This window comes from Methylobacterium sp. Leaf113 (genome assembly GCF_001423325.1).
Lineage (GTDB): Bacteria > Pseudomonadota > Alphaproteobacteria > Rhizobiales > Beijerinckiaceae > Methylobacterium.
The window spans coordinates 223,546-239,118 of record NZ_LMNJ01000045.1 but is presented as its reverse complement, the minus strand read 5'-3'; the positions used below and the strand labels follow the sequence as shown (position 1 = coordinate 239,118).

General features: G+C 71.2%; 16 protein-coding genes. 5 read left to right on the top strand and 11 right to left on the bottom strand.

The window, feature by feature from the left end; all coding sequences use genetic code 11:
• Nucleotides 1-149: 149 nt before the first annotated feature.
• Nucleotides 150-419: a hypothetical protein gene (locus tag ASF60_RS19235; RefSeq protein ID WP_056188828.1), complete on the top strand. Its 270-nt coding sequence runs from the start codon at nucleotides 150-152 to the stop codon at nucleotides 417-419.
• 65 nt (nucleotides 420-484) lie between these two features.
• Entirely contained in the window at nucleotides 485-1,615 is a 1,131-nt protein-coding gene (locus ASF60_RS19230) for an FAD-binding domain-containing protein (RefSeq protein WP_056188825.1), read from the top strand.
• A gap of 60 nt (nucleotides 1,616-1,675) precedes the next feature.
• Here ASF60_RS19230 and ASF60_RS19225 read toward each other — a convergent pair whose 3' ends face one another.
• From ASF60_RS19225 to ASF60_RS19210, 4 genes are all read right to left on the bottom strand, one after another.
• Nucleotides 1,676-2,572, bottom strand: coding sequence for a 3'-5' exonuclease (locus ASF60_RS19225; RefSeq protein WP_056188820.1), 897 nt, complete (start codon nucleotides 2,570-2,572; stop codon nucleotides 1,676-1,678).
• Between the two features lie 184 nt (nucleotides 2,573-2,756).
• Nucleotides 2,757-3,023 carry a hypothetical protein gene (locus tag ASF60_RS19220; protein ID WP_056188817.1) on the bottom strand — a complete coding sequence of 89 codons (267 nt, stop codon included), beginning with the start codon at nucleotides 3,021-3,023 and terminating at the stop codon, nucleotides 2,757-2,759.
• Between the two features lie 200 nt (nucleotides 3,024-3,223).
• Nucleotides 3,224-3,532 carry a cupin domain-containing protein gene (locus ASF60_RS19215; RefSeq protein WP_056188814.1) on the bottom strand — a complete coding sequence of 103 codons (309 nt, stop codon included), beginning with the start codon at nucleotides 3,530-3,532 and terminating at the stop codon, nucleotides 3,224-3,226.
• 76 nt (nucleotides 3,533-3,608) lie between these two features.
• Nucleotides 3,609-3,839, bottom strand: coding sequence for a DUF1674 domain-containing protein (locus ASF60_RS19210; RefSeq protein ID WP_056188810.1), 231 nt, complete (start codon nucleotides 3,837-3,839; stop codon nucleotides 3,609-3,611).
• 84 nt (nucleotides 3,840-3,923) lie between these two features.
• On the opposite strand from ASF60_RS19210, the gene ASF60_RS19205 reads away from it, so the two are divergent.
• Together ASF60_RS19205 and ASF60_RS19200 are read left to right on the top strand one after the other, a co-directional pair.
• A complete protein-coding gene (locus tag ASF60_RS19205; RefSeq protein ID WP_056188807.1) occupies nucleotides 3,924-5,294 on the top strand; it encodes an RsmB/NOP family class I SAM-dependent RNA methyltransferase in 1,371 nt (456 codons plus the stop codon).
• A gap of 2 nt (nucleotides 5,295-5,296) precedes the next feature.
• On the top strand, nucleotides 5,297-6,469 hold the full coding sequence (locus tag ASF60_RS19200) for a hypothetical protein (protein WP_056188804.1): 1,173 nt from the start codon (nucleotides 5,297-5,299) through the stop codon (nucleotides 6,467-6,469).
• Nucleotides 6,470-6,634: 165 nt separating this feature from the next.
• On the opposite strand, the gene ASF60_RS19195 is transcribed toward ASF60_RS19200, so the two are convergent.
• The 7 genes from ASF60_RS19195 to ASF60_RS19165 form a co-directional block, all read right to left on the bottom strand.
• Nucleotides 6,635-7,855 carry a molybdopterin molybdotransferase MoeA gene (locus ASF60_RS19195; RefSeq protein WP_056188998.1) on the bottom strand — a complete coding sequence of 407 codons (1,221 nt, stop codon included), beginning with the start codon at nucleotides 7,853-7,855 and terminating at the stop codon, nucleotides 6,635-6,637.
• A 107-nt stretch (nucleotides 7,856-7,962) separates the two neighbouring features.
• Nucleotides 7,963-8,448 (bottom strand): cyclic pyranopterin monophosphate synthase MoaC, encoded by a 486-nt coding sequence (gene moaC / locus ASF60_RS19190; protein WP_056188801.1) that lies wholly within the window; start codon nucleotides 8,446-8,448, stop codon nucleotides 7,963-7,965.
• Nucleotides 8,449-8,458: 10 nt separating this feature from the next.
• Nucleotides 8,459-9,310, bottom strand: coding sequence for an indole-3-glycerol phosphate synthase TrpC (trpC, locus tag ASF60_RS19185; RefSeq protein WP_056188798.1), 852 nt, complete (start codon nucleotides 9,308-9,310; stop codon nucleotides 8,459-8,461).
• A gap of 9 nt (nucleotides 9,311-9,319) precedes the next feature.
• A complete protein-coding gene (gene trpD, locus ASF60_RS19180) occupies nucleotides 9,320-10,345 on the bottom strand; it encodes an anthranilate phosphoribosyltransferase (protein WP_056188795.1) in 1,026 nt (341 codons plus the stop codon).
• 64 nt (nucleotides 10,346-10,409) lie between these two features.
• Entirely contained in the window at nucleotides 10,410-11,024 is a 615-nt protein-coding gene (locus ASF60_RS19175) for an anthranilate synthase component II (RefSeq protein WP_056188791.1), read from the bottom strand.
• Nucleotides 11,025-11,088: 64 nt separating this feature from the next.
• Entirely contained in the window at nucleotides 11,089-12,612 is a 1,524-nt protein-coding gene (gene trpE, locus ASF60_RS19170) for an anthranilate synthase component I (protein WP_056188790.1), read from the bottom strand.
• A gap of 7 nt (nucleotides 12,613-12,619) precedes the next feature.
• The gene (locus ASF60_RS19165) at nucleotides 12,620-14,524 is read right to left on the bottom strand and encodes a peptidylprolyl isomerase (protein WP_056188787.1); all 1,905 of its coding nucleotides are present in this window, start codon (nucleotides 14,522-14,524) and stop codon (nucleotides 12,620-12,622) included.
• A 250-nt stretch (nucleotides 14,525-14,774) separates the two neighbouring features.
• Here ASF60_RS19165 and tpiA point away from each other — a divergent pair, with 250 nt between their 5' ends.
• A complete protein-coding gene (tpiA, locus tag ASF60_RS19160; protein WP_056188784.1) occupies nucleotides 14,775-15,539 on the top strand; it encodes a triose-phosphate isomerase in 765 nt (254 codons plus the stop codon).
• Nucleotides 15,540-15,573: the final 34 nt, after the last annotated feature.

Sequence of the window (15,573 nt, the reverse complement as noted above, 5' to 3'; positions counted from 1 at the left end):
ATGCCTCGCGTCTTGCCCCTCGATGGTCTGATCTCGGATACGAAGTCCGAATTCTTTAGTGGCCGGTGGAATAAGCAACCGAACACATCGTCTGTCCGGCATCCCTGCTTGACGCTGTTGGATCAGGCAGGATCCACAGGAGGCCCGACATGACGATGTTCAAGACTGTTTCCGCCGTCGTTCTCGCATCTGCCGCCAGCATCGCGGCCCTGACCGGCGCCTCCCAGGCCCGGACTTTCCCGCACCCGACCGAGAGCCCGGCGATCACCGGCTCGATCCTGACGCCGCCGCGTTCGGCGGACTGGCTCGGCGGCCCGGACACCGACAGTGGCAATGCCCGCAACCCCGCCCTGCCGGGCTACGCTCAGGCCCGCGGCCAGGAAACCGGCGGCCCCGCCCGTGAGCTGATCCCGAACTAGAACGCCCCGGTCCGGTGGCGATTGGGTCGCATCGGCCACGGACCGGGCGGCCCTAGCTCAGGGCCATGTCCCACATTCGCCCCCTCACCCGCGCCGCCGGCCTTGCCCGCCTCTCCGAATTTCTCGGGGGCGCGGGCGTGGCTTATGCGGCCGACCGCAACACCGATCGGGGGCCGGGGGCTGCGCCGACCACGTCGGCGCTGTCGCCCTACCTGCGCCGGCGTCTCATCACCGAGGCGGAGGTCGTGGCGGCGGCCGACGCTGCGTTCGGCGACGGGGGCGCGGAGAAGTTCGTCTCCGAGGTGTTCTGGCGGACCTATTTCAAAGGCCACCTCGAAACCCATCCCTCCGCCTGGACCGACTCTCGCGCACTGGTCGCGGACGGGCATGCGCGGCTGGCCGCCGACCCTGGTCTGCGGCGAACCTACGAGGCGGCGATCGAAGGACGGACCGGCATCGACGGCTTCGACGACTGGGCTGGCGAACTCGTGGCGACGAACTGGCTGCACAACCATGCCCGGATGTGGTTCGCCTCGATCTGGATCTTCACCCTGCGGCTGCCATGGGCGCTCGGGGCGGATTTCTTCCTGCGTCATCTGCTCGACGGCGATCCGGCCAGCAACACGCTGTCCTGGCGCTGGGTGGCGGGCCTGCACACCCGAGGGAAGCCTTATGTCGCCCGCGCGGAGAACATCCGCCGCTACACGGACGGGCGCTTCGATCCGGTCGGGCTCGACGAATACCCGGATGCGCTCGACGAGCCGATGCCGCCGCGCGAGGTTCCGCTGCCGCCGGCCGACACGGCGCCGGAGGGCGAGGTCGCCCTGTTGCTGCACCTCGACGATCTCCACCCGGAGAGCCTGCCGCTGGGGACCGCGCGAGTCGTGCGCATCGGCGGCCTGATCGTTCATGCCGATGCCGCCGCCGATCGGGTGAAGGCGGCGGACGCCGCCGCGATGGCGGACGCCCTGTCCCGGGCGGAGGCCCATTTCGGGTGCGCGGCCGGTCCGGCCGGGGCCGATTGGGCCGGCGACCTCCCGGTGGTCACGGCCTGGGCGCCGGTCGGACCCTCGGCGGCGGCCCTGCCGGATGCCTGCCGCCGCGTCCGGCGCCCGTGGGACGAAGCCGCGTGGGCGCGGTCGACGCGGGGCTATTCCCGCCTGCGGTCCGTCATTCCCGCCCTGCTGGGGCGCTGAGTTCTCGCGCGCAGGCCGCGGAGGGGACGTGTCGGCAGTAGGGCACGTCCGACGCCGCCCTCAGGCTTCCGGATTGGTCCGGACCGAGAACCGGTCCCGCGCCGTGATGCGGTCCGCCACGAGGTCGTGGACCTCGCGCTGGTAGATCTCCCGGCACAGGAAGGCGCGCTCGACGTCGAGGCGGTCCTCCGCGATGTCGATGTACCAGCAACGGCGTCGGCCGCTCCAGCGATAACTGCGGCCTTTCAGAACGTCCTTCTGGGCGATCGGCGAGCCGGCGGCCCAAACCCGCACCGTCGGCTTGCGGGCGGTCTCCAGCAGGCACGACAGGGCCAGGCGTTTAGAGGTCTTCAGCGGGGCGGCCAACAGGGCAAGCAGCGCCCGGCAATCGTCGATGGCGCGATGCCCTTTGTGGAAGACGCCGTAATCCATCAGCAGGTAGCCGAGCTTCAGGCCCTCGTGTCCCTCGTCGCGCCAGGGCACCTGATGGCAGGAACAGGCCCAGTTCTTCTCCGCGAAGACCGGCCAGCGGGTCTCGCACATCTGCCGGTCGAAGCTGGCGTTGTGGGCGATCACCACGGCGGCGTCGGCCACCATGGCGTGCACCGCCGCATCGTCGATGGCCTGCCCGGCCACGTCGGCGTCGCTGATGCCGGTGAGGCGCGTGATCTCGGGCGGGATCGGGCGCCCCGGGTCCTGGAGCTGGTTCAGGGTCTCGAGCACCCGGTAGACCCGCCCGCTGGCACCATACGCGAACTTGATCATGCCGAGTTCGATCACGGCATCGCGGCTGTGATCCACTCCCGTCGTCTCGGTGTCGACGATCAGGCCGATGAAGGTCGGCTCGTCCGGCGGCTCGGCGCTGTCCACGAACGGCCTGATCTGGCGCAGCACCCGGTACGCCCCCGTGGTCTCGAGGGCATCCGCGATCGCATCAAAGGCGTGTGTCGGTTCCACGGCGTCCAGGCTCGGATGGTCTCCGGCCGCTCAGGCCGATGGGGCCGAGCGGGTTCGGCGGAAACCTAGGTGCAGAGCCGATCCGCCCGATAGCGGTTACGCCGCGAAATCCCCAGCAAAGTGCGAGGGCGGATGACGATGATCGGTGGTCCGTCCAGCAGGGTCGATGTCTTCGCAGGGTGGATCAGCGCTCAGGCTTGTCGAGGCCCAGGTATCCGTGCGCCTCCGCCGGCGTCATCGTCCGGATCGCCGCATCCGAAAACCCCAAGCTGCGAAGCGCGGTCCTCTGGCGATTGGTGATCATCAGCGAAATGGCGGGCGATGCGACGGCAGGTTCGGCGCGGAACTCCGGATCGTTGTCCTGTGCCCGGCGGCGGCGTTCCCCGAACACCGCGTCCGCCGTCTCGCGGTCCAGGAATCGGAACAGATCGTCATCCGATTCACCCGCCATCCGGTCCGCCCTCCCAGTCAATCGTCCTGTACCCATACCGGAGGTCGCAGCAAACCGGACGTCGATTCAAGCACGCGGGAGGACCGAGAGGACATGACGCGACGCCCACTCGACCGTCCGGCGGCCGGCGCAGGTCCGGGCTCCGTTTCAGAGAACCCGACCCCGCGCGGCCACGGCGGCCGCGCGGGACCTGCAGGCCCTCAGCGGGCCGGCGGCGACGTGGCCTCGACGGCCGTGAAGGCTTCGAGGATGCGGTAGGTGTGCTCGGCACCTTCCGGAACCAGCCAGGAATCGCCGGGCTCCAGCAGAACCTTCTCGCCGTCCACGATCAGCTCGGCGCGGCCGGCGATGACGTAGCCGACGGTCTCGTAGGGGCGCTTCGCCATCGGCTTGTCGGCGCTCGGCGCCTCGTCGCGCCACATGCGCATCGCCACGGTCTGTCCCCGGGCCAGGGCGACCTCGCCGTGCGGGCCTTCGCCTGCGTTGTTGCTCGAAACCTTGGTGGCCATCGGGTTGTCCTTCGGTGCTGACGCGGTGGCCGGAACAACGGAGGGGGATGCCGGACGTTCCGGCGGCAACGCGTCCTCAGAAATCGACCGCGATGCCCTTGATCTCCCAATCGTCGTAGCGCACCGGCTCCAGCCCGCCGCGGCCCTGGCGCTCGCGCTGGGCCGCGATCTCGGCGGCGTGGGCATCGATGGCGTCCCGGCGTTCAGCCGCCTCGGCCAGCGCGCGAGCCGCCTCCGGCGTCAGGCGCCTGTTCGCCTCCGGCTGGGGCTCATCCGCGCGGTTTTCCGTCGGTTCCGGGCTCGTCATGGCTTGCATCTCGGTGTGGCGGGTGGAAGGGCATCGCAGACAGGTCCGCCGCGAGCGGGCTCAAGAATTCAGGAAGTGGCATTCATGGCGACAGGTCGCAATACGGATGCGCCGACGGCGCCGATCGACCGCACCGTCGCGGGCCTCGCCGCCCGTCAGGTCGCTCACAGCGCGGTGGCCGACCTCATCGGCAAGACCCGTGGCTTCGCCCTCGAGGACGCACTCGCGCAGGCCGGCCGGAACGCCGGTCTCGACGCCGCCGATGCCGGGCTGGCTCGCGCCATCGCCACCGCCACCTTCCGGCGCCTCGGCTTCCTGCGCCGGGTCCTGGCCGAGCGCATGGCCCAGGGTCTGCCCGAGGACCAGCCGCGCCTCGTGGCGCTCCTGGCCACCGGGGCCGTGCAGATTCTCGATCTCAACGTGCCGGATCACGCCGCCGTCGATCTCGGCGTACGCCTCGCCAAGGCCGATCCGCAGCTCCAGCACCTCACCGGACTCGTCAACGCGATCCTGCGCCGGATCGTGCGCGAGCGCGAGGCGATCGTCGCCGATCCGGGGGACCCGCTCTCCGACAACACGCCGGACTGGCTCGCCCGGCGCTGGCGCGCGGCCTATGGCGACGAGACCGCGCGGGCCATCGCGGCCGCCCATCTCCAGGGCGCCGCCCTCGACATCACCGTACGGGGGTCGGCGGCCGAATGGGCCGAACGCCTCGGCGGCGTCGCCCTGCCGACCGGCAGCGTGCGCCTGCACGAGGTCCGCTCCGCCGTCGCCGACCTGCCGGGCTATGCCGAGGGGCAATGGTGGGTGCAGGACGCCGCTGCCGCCCTGCCGGCGCGGCTCCTCGCGGTCACGCCCGGCGAGCGGGTCGCCGATCTCTGCGCGGCGCCCGGGGGCAAGACCGCGCAGCTCGCCGCCGCCGGTGCCTCGGTGCTGGCGGTCGACCGGTCGAGCCCGCGCCTGGAGCGTCTGTCGCAGAACTTCGCCCGGCTCGGCCTGGAAGCGGAGATCCGGGTCGGCGATGCCTTGGCGATGCCCGAAGAGGGCGCTTTCGACGCCGTCCTCCTCGATGCGCCGTGCTCGGCCACCGGCACTCTCCGGCGCCATCCCGATGTGGCCTGGACCAAGACCGAGAGTGACATCAGCCGCCTCATCGGCCTGCAGAAGCGCCTGTTCGACAAGGCCGCCGCCCTCGTGCGGCCCGGCGGCCGCCTCGTCTACTGCACCTGCTCTCTGGAGCGGGAGGAGGGGGAGTACCAGGTCGCGACCTTCCTCACCCGCAACCCGGACTTCGAGCGCGTGCCGGTGCAGGCCTCGGAACTCGGCGGTTTGTCGGAGCCGATCGACGCCGCCGGCGACCTGCGCACGCTGCCGGCGCATCTGACCGGTGAGGCCCCGGAACTGCGCGGCGGCCTCGACGGGTTCTTCGCCAGTCGTCTGCGCCGGAAGGGTTGAGGATGCGTCCCGGCCGGATCGGAGGCGCCATCCGAGCGGCTGTCCGGTCCGGCGTCCTGTCGTGCGCCCTGGCGGGCGTTCTGCTGTCCTCCGTCACGGCGGCCCGGGCGCAGGTCGATCCGCGCATCCTGCCGCTCCACCCGGCCTATGCGCGCAATCCCACCTGCGCGCCGGTCGCGGCGACGATCCCGTTCGACGTCCATGAGGGCACCCGCGACGTCGCGCTGTCGCCCTCGCCGCGCGAGATGCCGCTGAACCAGGGCGAGAGCGCGATCTGCTTCGCCTACGCCACGGCCGACATGATCTCGCACCGGCTCGGGCGTCAGATCTCGCCCCTCGACGTGGCGACCAAGACCTACTTCGCCGATCCGGAACGCCTGACCGCGATCCCGGCCCTGCGCGCCCATCTGAAGGCCCATCCGAACTGGCGGGCCGACATCGCCTGGAGCCGCAACGCCGCCGAGATGTCCAACATCGGCAACCCCAAGCTGCTGCCGTATTTCGACAAGATCGAGGGTGGCGAGGAGGACACCGCCGCCCTGCTCTACAACATCGGCGGCCTGTGCGAGGATCGGGACCTGCCGTCCAACGACGGCTATCGCTACGCCGACCGGACCCTGCGGGCGCTGCGCTACCGCAGCCGCCTCGCGCCCCGGCCCCTGTGCTTCCGCAGCCTTGCCGGAACCGTGCCCCATCTGCGCGATTCCCGCACCGACACCTTCAACGCCGGCTGGATCGCCCACGTGGAGGCGCGCTGCCGCCGGGTCCCCTTGCCGGTGCCGCTGCTGCCGGTCTCCTATCGGGTCGCCGCCAACCAGGCGGAGTTCGCCGCCCTGCGCGAGGCCGGCCGGCCGCCGGGGCGCCGGGCGGTCGCCCGCATCCTGGCGATGATCGATTACGCCCTCGACCACGGCCGGGTGCCGACCATCGGCTACAGCTGGTACCTCCTGGAGGACCGCGACCCGAAGGACCCGGACCTGCACGCCGATCACGCCAGCCCCGTCATCGGCCGCCGCAAGGTCGGCGGCAGCTGCCAGTATCGGGTCCAGGACAACACCGGCGAATACTGCGCCCGGATGCGCGAGGGCATGCGCGAGGCCTGCGACAACGGTCGGGTCTGGGTCGATGAGGAAGCCCTGCGGCGCACGCTCTACAGCGTGACCTATCTTCGCTGACGGCGTCGCGTTTCGGCGCGGGAACCGAAACGCGGGTCCGGCCTGGACGAGGGCTGCGTCGGAGGGATGCGAGTCCCGGCTGGAGTTTGGCTGGGATCGGGGGAAACCGATTATCCCGACAAGACAAAGAAACCTGACGGACTCCAGTGCCTTGGAGCCGGGCGGTCAGAGCAGGCGCCGGTCCAGGCGCAGGATGCGGCAGGGCGCACCGGCCTTCGCTGCGGGGGCGTGCGGCGCGCGGATCAGCAGCGCTTCGGCCGATCCGAGGATGCGCAGCATCGACGAATCCTGGCGGTTCTCCGGATACACCACCGGCAACCGGTCGGGCGCCGTCTCGATGCGGGCGCGCAGGTAATCCTGGCGCAGGTCGTTCTCCGCGAGGTCGCAGCCGAGGATGGCCGGCTCCGAGGCATCCGCGGCCGCGTGCGGGTTGCCCAGGAGTGCCCGGATCGCCGGAACCACGAACAGCAGGCCGCACACCACCGACGCGACCGGGTTGCCGGGCAGACCGAGCACGGCCATGCGGCCGAGCCGGCCATGCATCAGCGGTTTGCCGGGGCGCAGGGCCACGCGCCAGAAGCCAAGGTCGAGGCCCCGGGCGTGGAGGGCCGATTGCACGAGGTCGTGGTCGCCGACTGACGCGCCCCCGAGGGTGATGAGCAGGTCCGCCTCCGCCGCGACGGCACGGCCGATGGCATTGTCGAGGGCCGCCAGTGTATCCCCGGCGATCCCGAGGTCGATCGCCTCGGCGCCGGATTCCCGGACCAGGGCCGCGACGGCGAGGCCGTTGGAGGCGACGATCTGGTCCCAGCGCGCCGGTTCGCCCGGCGCCACGAGTTCGTCCCCCGTGGCCAGGATCGCCACGCGCGGGCGTCGCCGCACGGGCAGGACGGCGTGCCCCCCGGCGGCCGCGAGGGCGATGCGGCGGGGATCGAGGACGTCGCCGGCCTTGAGCAGGGGGTCGCCGGCCCGGAAATCGAGTCCGCTCGGGCGGATGAAGCGTCCGGCCGGCACGGATTCCCGTGCCGTCACGGTTTCTGGGGCTGCTTCGGCGTTCTCCTGGATCAGGATCGCGTCGGCGCCCTCCGGGACGGGCGCGCCGGTGAAGATGCGTACGGCCTCGCCGGCCCCCATGGCGCCGGCGAAACCGTGGCCCGCCGAGCTGGTGCCGACGAGCCGAAGTGCGACGGGCGCCGCGTCGAGGTCGGCGCTGCGCACCGCGTAGCCGTCCATCGCCGAGGCCGGGAAGGGCGGCTGCGTGCGCAAGGCGGCCAGATCGGCGCCGAGGGTCCGGCCGGCGGCCTGCCCGATGGCGATCGCCTCCGCCGCGACGGGGCCGGGGATGCCGGCGAGAACCCGCGACAGGGCCTCGGCGACCGAGATCATGCCGGACCCCTTCCGACCTGAACCTTTGCCGCTCGGATCCTTGCCGCTCGGATCCTTGCCGCTCATATCCTTGCCGCTCGATTTCCGGCCAGGCGCGTCCTGGCCGCTCAAGCGTGATCCTCGGCTCGGTAGGCGCCGGAGCGGCCGCCATCCTTGGCCAGCAGGCGGATGCCCTCGATCCGCATGCCGCGATCGGCTGCCTTCACCATGTCGTAGATGGTCAGGCAAGCGACGGAGACGGCGGTCAGCGCCTCCATCTCGACGCCGGTCGGCCCGAGCACCTTCACCTCCGCCGTCACGCGCAGGCCGGGCAGGCTGTCGTCGACCTCGCAATCGACCCGGACCTTCGAGAGCAGCAGCGGATGGCACAGGGGGATCAGCTCGTGCGTCCGCTTGGAGGCCATGATGCCGGCGAGCCGCGCCGTGCCGATGACGTCGCCCTTCTTGGCGTCGCCCTCGCGGATCAGCCGCAGGGTTTCGGGCAGCATGACGACGCTTCCCGTCGCGCGGGCGGTGCGGGTGGTCGCGTCCTTGTCGGACACGTCGACCATGTTGGCCGCGCCGGTGGCGTCGAGATGGGTGAGTTCGGCCATCGTCGCGTCCTCAGGCCTTCGCGTCGCCGAACAGCAGGCGCCGGGTGGCTGCCGTCACGTCGGCCTCGCGCATCAGGCTTTCGCCGACCAGGATGGTGTCGAGGCCGGCCTCCGCCAGGCGGACCACGTCGGCATGGCCGGCGATGCCGCTTTCGGCCACGGCGATCCGGTCGGCCGGCACGCCCTCGGCGAGGCGGATCGCGGTCTCGAACGAGACCTCGAAGGTCTTCAGGTTGCGGTTGTTGATGCCGACCAGCCGGGTGCCGAGCGGCAGGGCGCGGGCCAGCTCCTCGGTGTCGTGGACCTCGACCAGCACGTCCATGCCGAGATCGTGCGCGGTCTCCACCAGGGCGGCGGCCTCGTCGTCGTCGAGGCAGGCCATGATGACCAGGATGCAGTCGGCGCCCCAGGCCCGCGCCTCGAACACCTGATAGGGCTCGAACAGGAAATCCTTGCGCAGGACCGGCAGGGCGCAGGCGGCCCGCGCCTCGGTGAGGTATTCGGGCTTGCCCTGGAACGAGGGCGTGTCGGTCAGCACCGAGAGGCAGGTGGCGCCGCCGGCCGCGTAGGCGGCGGCGAGCACGGCCGGGTCGAAATCGGCGCGGATCAGGCCCTTCGACGGCGAGGCCTTCTTCACCTCGGCGATCAGCGCCGGGCGCTTCTCGGCGATATGCGCCGCGATCGCATCGGCGAAGCCGCGCGGGGGCGAGACGTCGGCGATGCGCTTCTCGAGCTTGGTCTGCGGCACCCGCAGCTTCGCCTCGGCGATTTCACGCCGCTTGTAGGTCTCGATGCGGGTGAGCACGTCCTTGCGCTCGGCGGGAACGACGTGCGCGACGGACCCGGATTTGGGCTCGGACATGACGGGCTTTCAGGCGTGCGAGCGAAGGTTCGAGAGGCGAACCAGCCTATGGAGTGTGGCACGCGCGGCGCCGCTGTCGAGGGCCTGTCCGGCCCGGACGACGCCTTCCGCGAGGGAGCCGGCGGCCTCGGCCACCACCAGGGCGGCGCCGGCATTGAGCACGGCGATGTCGCGATAGGCGTTGCGCGCCCCGTCCAGCACCTCGGACAGGGCGGCGGCGTTGTGCGCGGGGTCGCCGCCCCGCAGGGCTTCGAGCCCGTGCAGCGGCAGGCCGACCTCGCGCGGATCGATGGTGAAACGCGAGATCCGGCCGCCCTCCAGCGCCACCACGGCGGTGGGGCCGGTCACGGTGATCTCGTCGAGGCCGTCGCTGCCATGCACGGTCCAGACCCGGTCACTGCCGAGTTCGGCGAGCACGCCGGTCAGCGGCTCGGCCCAGGCCGGCGACGAGACGCCGAAGAGCTGGCGCCCCACCCCGGCCGGGTTCGCCAGGGGACCCAGCATGTTGAAGATCGTCCGCGTCGGCAGCTCGGCCCGCACCGGGGCCACGTGGCGCATGGCGGCGTGGTGCGTCTGGGCGAACATGAAGCACAGGCCGGCCTCGGCCAGGCAGAGGCTCAGCTCGTCCGGTGCGAGGCCGATGCGGACGCCGAGCGCCGCGAGCACGTCGGCGGCGCCCGAGCGCGAGGTGGCGGCCCGGTTGCCGTGCTTGGCCACCGGCACGCCGCAGGCGGCGGTGACGATCGCCGCCAGGGTCGAGACGTTGTAGCTGCCCGAATGGTCGCCGCCGGTGCCGACCACGTCGATCGCGCCCGGAACGCTGCGCACCGGCACCATCCGCGCCCGCATGGCCTCGACGGCGCCGATGATCTCGTCCGGGGCCTCGCCGCGGACCTTGAGCGCCATCAGGAAGGCGCTGGCCTGGACCGGCGTGACCTCGCCCGAGAGCAGATCGTCGAAGGCCTGCCGCGCCTCGGCACGGTCCAGGCCCGCGCCGGTGGCGACCTTGGCGAGGAGGGGCTTGAAGGATTCCATGTGGCTCGGGCGTGACGGTCCGGCGCGGAGAACCGGAGTGATTCCAGACAGGCGACGTAACCCGTCAATGCACGCCGTCGCGGTCCTTGTCACGCGCCGCATTCCACGTGGCCGCGATGTCCAGGAAATTCCGCAGGATCTGCGATCCGTGATGCGACAGGATGCTTTCCGGGTGGAACTGCACGCCGTGGACGGGGAGATGCGCGTGGGCGAGCCCCATGATCAGGCCGTCGGCCTCCGCCGTCACCGTCAGGTCCGTCGGGCAGCCGTCGCGCTCCACCACCAGGGAATGGTAGCGCGTGGCGTCGAAGGGGCCGTTCAGCCCCCGGAAGATCCCGGACGCCCGGTGCCCGATGCTGGAGACCTTGCCGTGCATCGGCGTCGGTGCCCGCACCACGTCGCCGCCGAAGGCCTGGCCGATGGCCTGGAGCCCGAGGCAGACCCCGAAGATCGGGATCTCGGCCGACAGGTCCTTGACCACGTCGAGGCAGATCCCGGCCTCGTTCGGCGAGCAGGGGCCTGGCGAGAGAACGATCGCGTCGGGCCGGCGCGCGCGGATCTCCGCGATGGTGATCGCGTCGTTGCGCACCACGTCGATCGAGCCGCAGAGCGGGCCGATCAGGTGGACGAGATTCCAGGTGAAGGAATCGTAGTTGTCGATGACGAGGACGTCGGACATCGGAGCTTCGCGCGCGGGCATGGAGGCGGTGTGGCGCGAGTCCGGCGACCCGTCAACCGGTGCGCTATTGCCCCCGTCGCGCCCGGCTCGCGAACACCACCGCGTCCTCGGCCGCCCGGAACAGCGCCTTGGCCTTGTTGACGCATTCCTGCTGCTCGGAGGCCGGGTCGGAATCGTAGACGATGCCGGCACCGGCCTGGACGTGCATGCGGCCGTCCTTCACCAGGGCGGTGCGCAGCACGATGCAGGTGTCCATCTCGCCGCGCGCGCCGAAATAACCGATGCAGCCGCCATAGGGGCCGCGCTTCTCGCGCTCCAGTTCGTCGATGATCTCCATCGCCCGCACCTTCGGCGCGCCCGAGACCGTGCCGGCCGGGAAGCCCGCCGACAGCGCGGCCAGCACGTCGTGCTTCGGGTCGAGCTCGCCCTCGACGTTCGAGACGATGTGCATGACCTGGCTGTAGAACTCGAGGAAGAACGAGCCCGTCACCGTGACGCTGCCGATGCGCGAGACGCGGCCGACATCGTTGCGGCCGAGGTCGAGCAGCATCAGGTGCTCGGAGCGCTCCTTCGGGTCGGCCAGCAGCTCGTCGGCCAGCGCCTGGTCCTCGGCCGGATCGGCCCCGCGCCGGCGCGTGCCCGCGATCGGCCGGATGGTGACGCGCCCGTCGCGCACCCGCACCAGGATCTCGGGCGACGAGCACACGAGCTGGAAGTCCTCGAAGTCGAGGTAGCACAGGAACGGGGCCGGATTGGTCCGGCGCAGCGAGCGGTAGAGAGCCAGGGCCGGCAGGGTGAAGGGCGCCTCGAAGCGCTGCGACAGCACCACCTGGAAGACGTCGCCGGCGACGATGTACTCCTTCGCCCGCGCCACCATCCTGAGGTAATCCTCCGGCGTGGTGTTCGAGACCGGCTCGGGATGCGCGATGGCGCGCGGGTCGATCCGGGCCTCGACAGGCAGGGGGCCTTCGAGGATTTCGGCGACCCGCTCCAGGCGGTCCAGGACGGCTTCGTAGGCGGCGCGCGCGGAGATCCCTTCCGTCGGGCGTACCGGGCCGACGACCGTGATGAGGTCGCGCACCGAGTCGAACACCACCATGATGCGGGGGCGCACCAGGATCGCGTCCGGGACCCCGAGGGGGTCGGGGTTCGGCGAGCCGAGGGTCTCCATCGTCCGCACCATGTCGTAGCCGAGATAGCCGAACAGGCCGGCGGCCATGGGCGGCAGCGGATCGGTGGCGCCGTCCACCCCGATGGCGCTCTCGGCGATCAGGGCGCGCAGGCTGGCGAGGGGGTTCGCCTCTTCGGGCGTGAACGCCGACAGGTCCGGGCCGCGCGCCAGTTCCGCCCGTCCGTCCCGGCAGCGCCAGGCGAGGTCGGGGTCGAGGCCGATCATCGAGTAGCGCCCGCGCACCACCCCGCCCTCGACGGATTCGAGCAGGAAGGCCGTGCCGGAATGTTGCGCCCGCAGCTTCAGGAAGGCGGCGACCGGCGTCTCCAGATCCGCCACCAGGGTCAGGTTGAGGAGGGTCGGGCGACCCGCCGCATAGGTCTCCGCGAAGGCCGTAAAGGCAGCGTCTTCGGTCATTGCCGGCTCAGTACTCGCCGCCGCCGATCGCCCGGCGGACGGCCGCCTGGTTGACCGTGACGCCCACGGAGGTCTGCACGTCGCCGATATACTGGCCGAGCACGTCGTCGGCGATGGTCGGCTGGAAGCGCTTGGTGATGGCCTCGTCCTCCGGTGAGCCCGGCACGAAGGCCGGCATCGTCGCGGCCGTGACCTTGAACAGGGCGCGGCTCTCGCCGGCCTCGGCCGAGGCCGCCTTGTTCACCGGCGTGGCGAAGGCGCGGTTGACCACGTCGGCGGTCATGTCGCCCTGCGGCTGGTTGCGGGCGAGATCGGTCACGGTCTGGACGTTGAGCCCGGCTTCCGCCGCCACGGTCTCGACGGCCTCGCCCTTGTCGAGGCGGGCGGTGAGGTCCTTGGCCTTGGCGATGAGGCGGCTCTGCGTCTCGGCCGCGCGCCAGCGGGCGACGACCTCGTCGCGGACCTGGTCGAGGGGCTTGTCGTGGGCGCGGTCGATGTTGGTGATGTCGTACCAGACATAGCCGCCGGACTTGGTTCGCAACGGCTCGTTGTCGCTGCCCATCTCGGCCCGGAACAGGGCGGACAGGGTGGTGTCGCGGTCGGGGATGCCGTCCACGGTCTTGCCCTCCGGGTCGAGGCCCTGGGCGGTCACGGCCGGGATGGTGCGCAGCGGCAGGTCGCGCTCCTTGGCGATGTCGGCCAGCGGCTTGGTGTTGGCGCGCTGATCCTCGATGGCGTCGTGGGCCGCGTCGATCCCGCTGGTGGCCCGCTCGAGGGCGATGGTCTTGGCGATCTCGGCGGAGACGTCGGCCAGGGGCTTCACGGTCTCGGGCTCGATGGCGGTGACGCGCAGGAGCACCGTGCCGAAGCGGCCCTTCACGGGGGCGCTGACGCTGTTCACCGGCAGCGCGAAGGCGGCGTCGGCCACGGCCGGATCGAACAGCTCGGCCTTCGTCAGGGTGCCGAGCGACAGGTCCTTGGCATCGGCTCCAGTGCCGGCGGCCACGGCCTCGAACGGCTTTTCGCCGGCCTCGATCACCTTGCGGGCGGCCTCGGCGGCCGCGGCGTCCGGGAACACGATCTGCTGGATCGTGCGGCGCTCGGCCGTGCCGTAGCGGCCCTTCTCGGCGGCGTAGCGCTTGGCGATGTCCTCGGCGCTGACGGCCTCCGGCTTGGCCATCGCCTGCGGATCGAGGACCAGCAGGGTGACGGACCGGGCTTCGGGGGCGCGGAAAGCGTACTTGTTCTCCTCGTAATAGGCCTTCACGGCCTCCTCGCTCGGCGCCGGGATCTCGCCGGCCACGGAGGGCGGCAGCATCATCAGGGCCACGGAGCGCCGCTCGGTGGTGTAGCGATGCACCGCCTCGCGCAGGGCTTCGGGCACGTGGAGGTCGGCCGCCACCGCCTCGGCGAGCTGGAGGCGGGCCGCCACGGCGCGCTGCTCGCGCACGAAGGTGGCCTCGTTGATGCCGGCGCGCTGGAGCGTCTGGTAGAACAGGGCCGGCTCGAACTTGCCGTCCGCGCCCTGGAAGCTCTTCTCCTCCTGAATCGCCCGCAGAACCGCCGCATCGGGGATGCTCAGGCCGAGGGCCGCGGTCTGCTGGTCGAGGGAGGCCTCGCTGACGAGCTGCGCCAGCACCTGCCGGTCGACGCCGAGCCCCCGGGCCTGGTCCGGCGTCAGGGTGCGGCGGGTCTGGCTCTGATAGCGCTGAAGCTGGTTCTGGTAGGCGGTGCGCAGGGTCTCGGCCGAGATCTGCGCCTTGCCCACGGTGGCCACGCTGCTGGACGAGCCGGCGCGGAAGAACTCCTCGACGCCGAAGATCGCGACGCCCGCGATGAGGAAGGTGAAGACCACCGTGAGGATGATCTTGCCGAGCCAATGCTGGCTGGCCTTGCGCATGTTCTGCAGCATCGAACGTCCGGGTACCCGTCGGGTGGGCGTCGGGAGACGCCCGTCATTCCAGGGAAAGCCGCCCGCGATAGACCATCCGGGCTGTCACCGCAAAGGGCGTCCGGCGTTTGCGCCGCCTCCGAGCCTCTGTTACGGGCGGCGCAATCGCCAAGCGAAGCCATTTCTCGCCACGCAAGGTTTTATTGCCAGGCGAAGCGATGCAGGGCCGAGCGAAGCCGCAGAAGCCGAAACCACATCAGTGAGGAACGGGATGACGAAGTCGGGGCGACGGCCTCTTATTGCCGGCAACTGGAAGATGAACGGCCTGCGCAGCTCGGTCGCCGTGGTCGAGGCGGTCCGCCACGGCCTGACGCCCGACCTTCTCGATACGGTCGACGTCCTGATCTGCCCGCCCTCGACGCTGATCGCATCCTGCGTCGCCGCGGCCTACGGCTCGCCCATCGCCATCGGCGGCCAGAACCTTCATGCCAAGCCGAACGGCGCCTTCACGGGAAGCATCTCGGCCGAGATGCTGGCCGATCTCGGGGCCTCCTACGTCATCGTGGGTCATTCCGAGCGCCGGGCCTACCATCACGAGACCGATGACGGCGTCCACGCCAAGGCGCTCGCGGCGCGTCGCGCCGGCCTGTGCGGCATCATCTGCGTCGGTGAGACCCAGGAAGAGCGCGAGGAGGGCCGGACCCTCGACATCGTGCGCGCGCAGCTCGCCATCGGCGTGCCGAAGGGCGCCACCGCCAAAGATACGGTCATCGCCTACGAGCCCGTCTGGGCCATCGGCACCGGCCTGACCCCGACCCCGGCCGACATCGCCGAGGTCCATGCCTCGTTACGCGAGATGCTGGGCCAGCTCATCGGCGCCGAGGCGCAGGCCGTCCGCATCCTCTATGGCGGCTCGGTCAAGCCGAGCAACGCGCGTGAGCTGATGGCGGTGGAGAACGTCGACGGCGCCCTGGTGGGCGGCGCCAGCCTCGTCGCCGACGATTTCCTCGGCATCGCCCGCGCCTACATGCGCTGAGGTCCCGATACGCCGGGCCGGAGCGCCGGACATC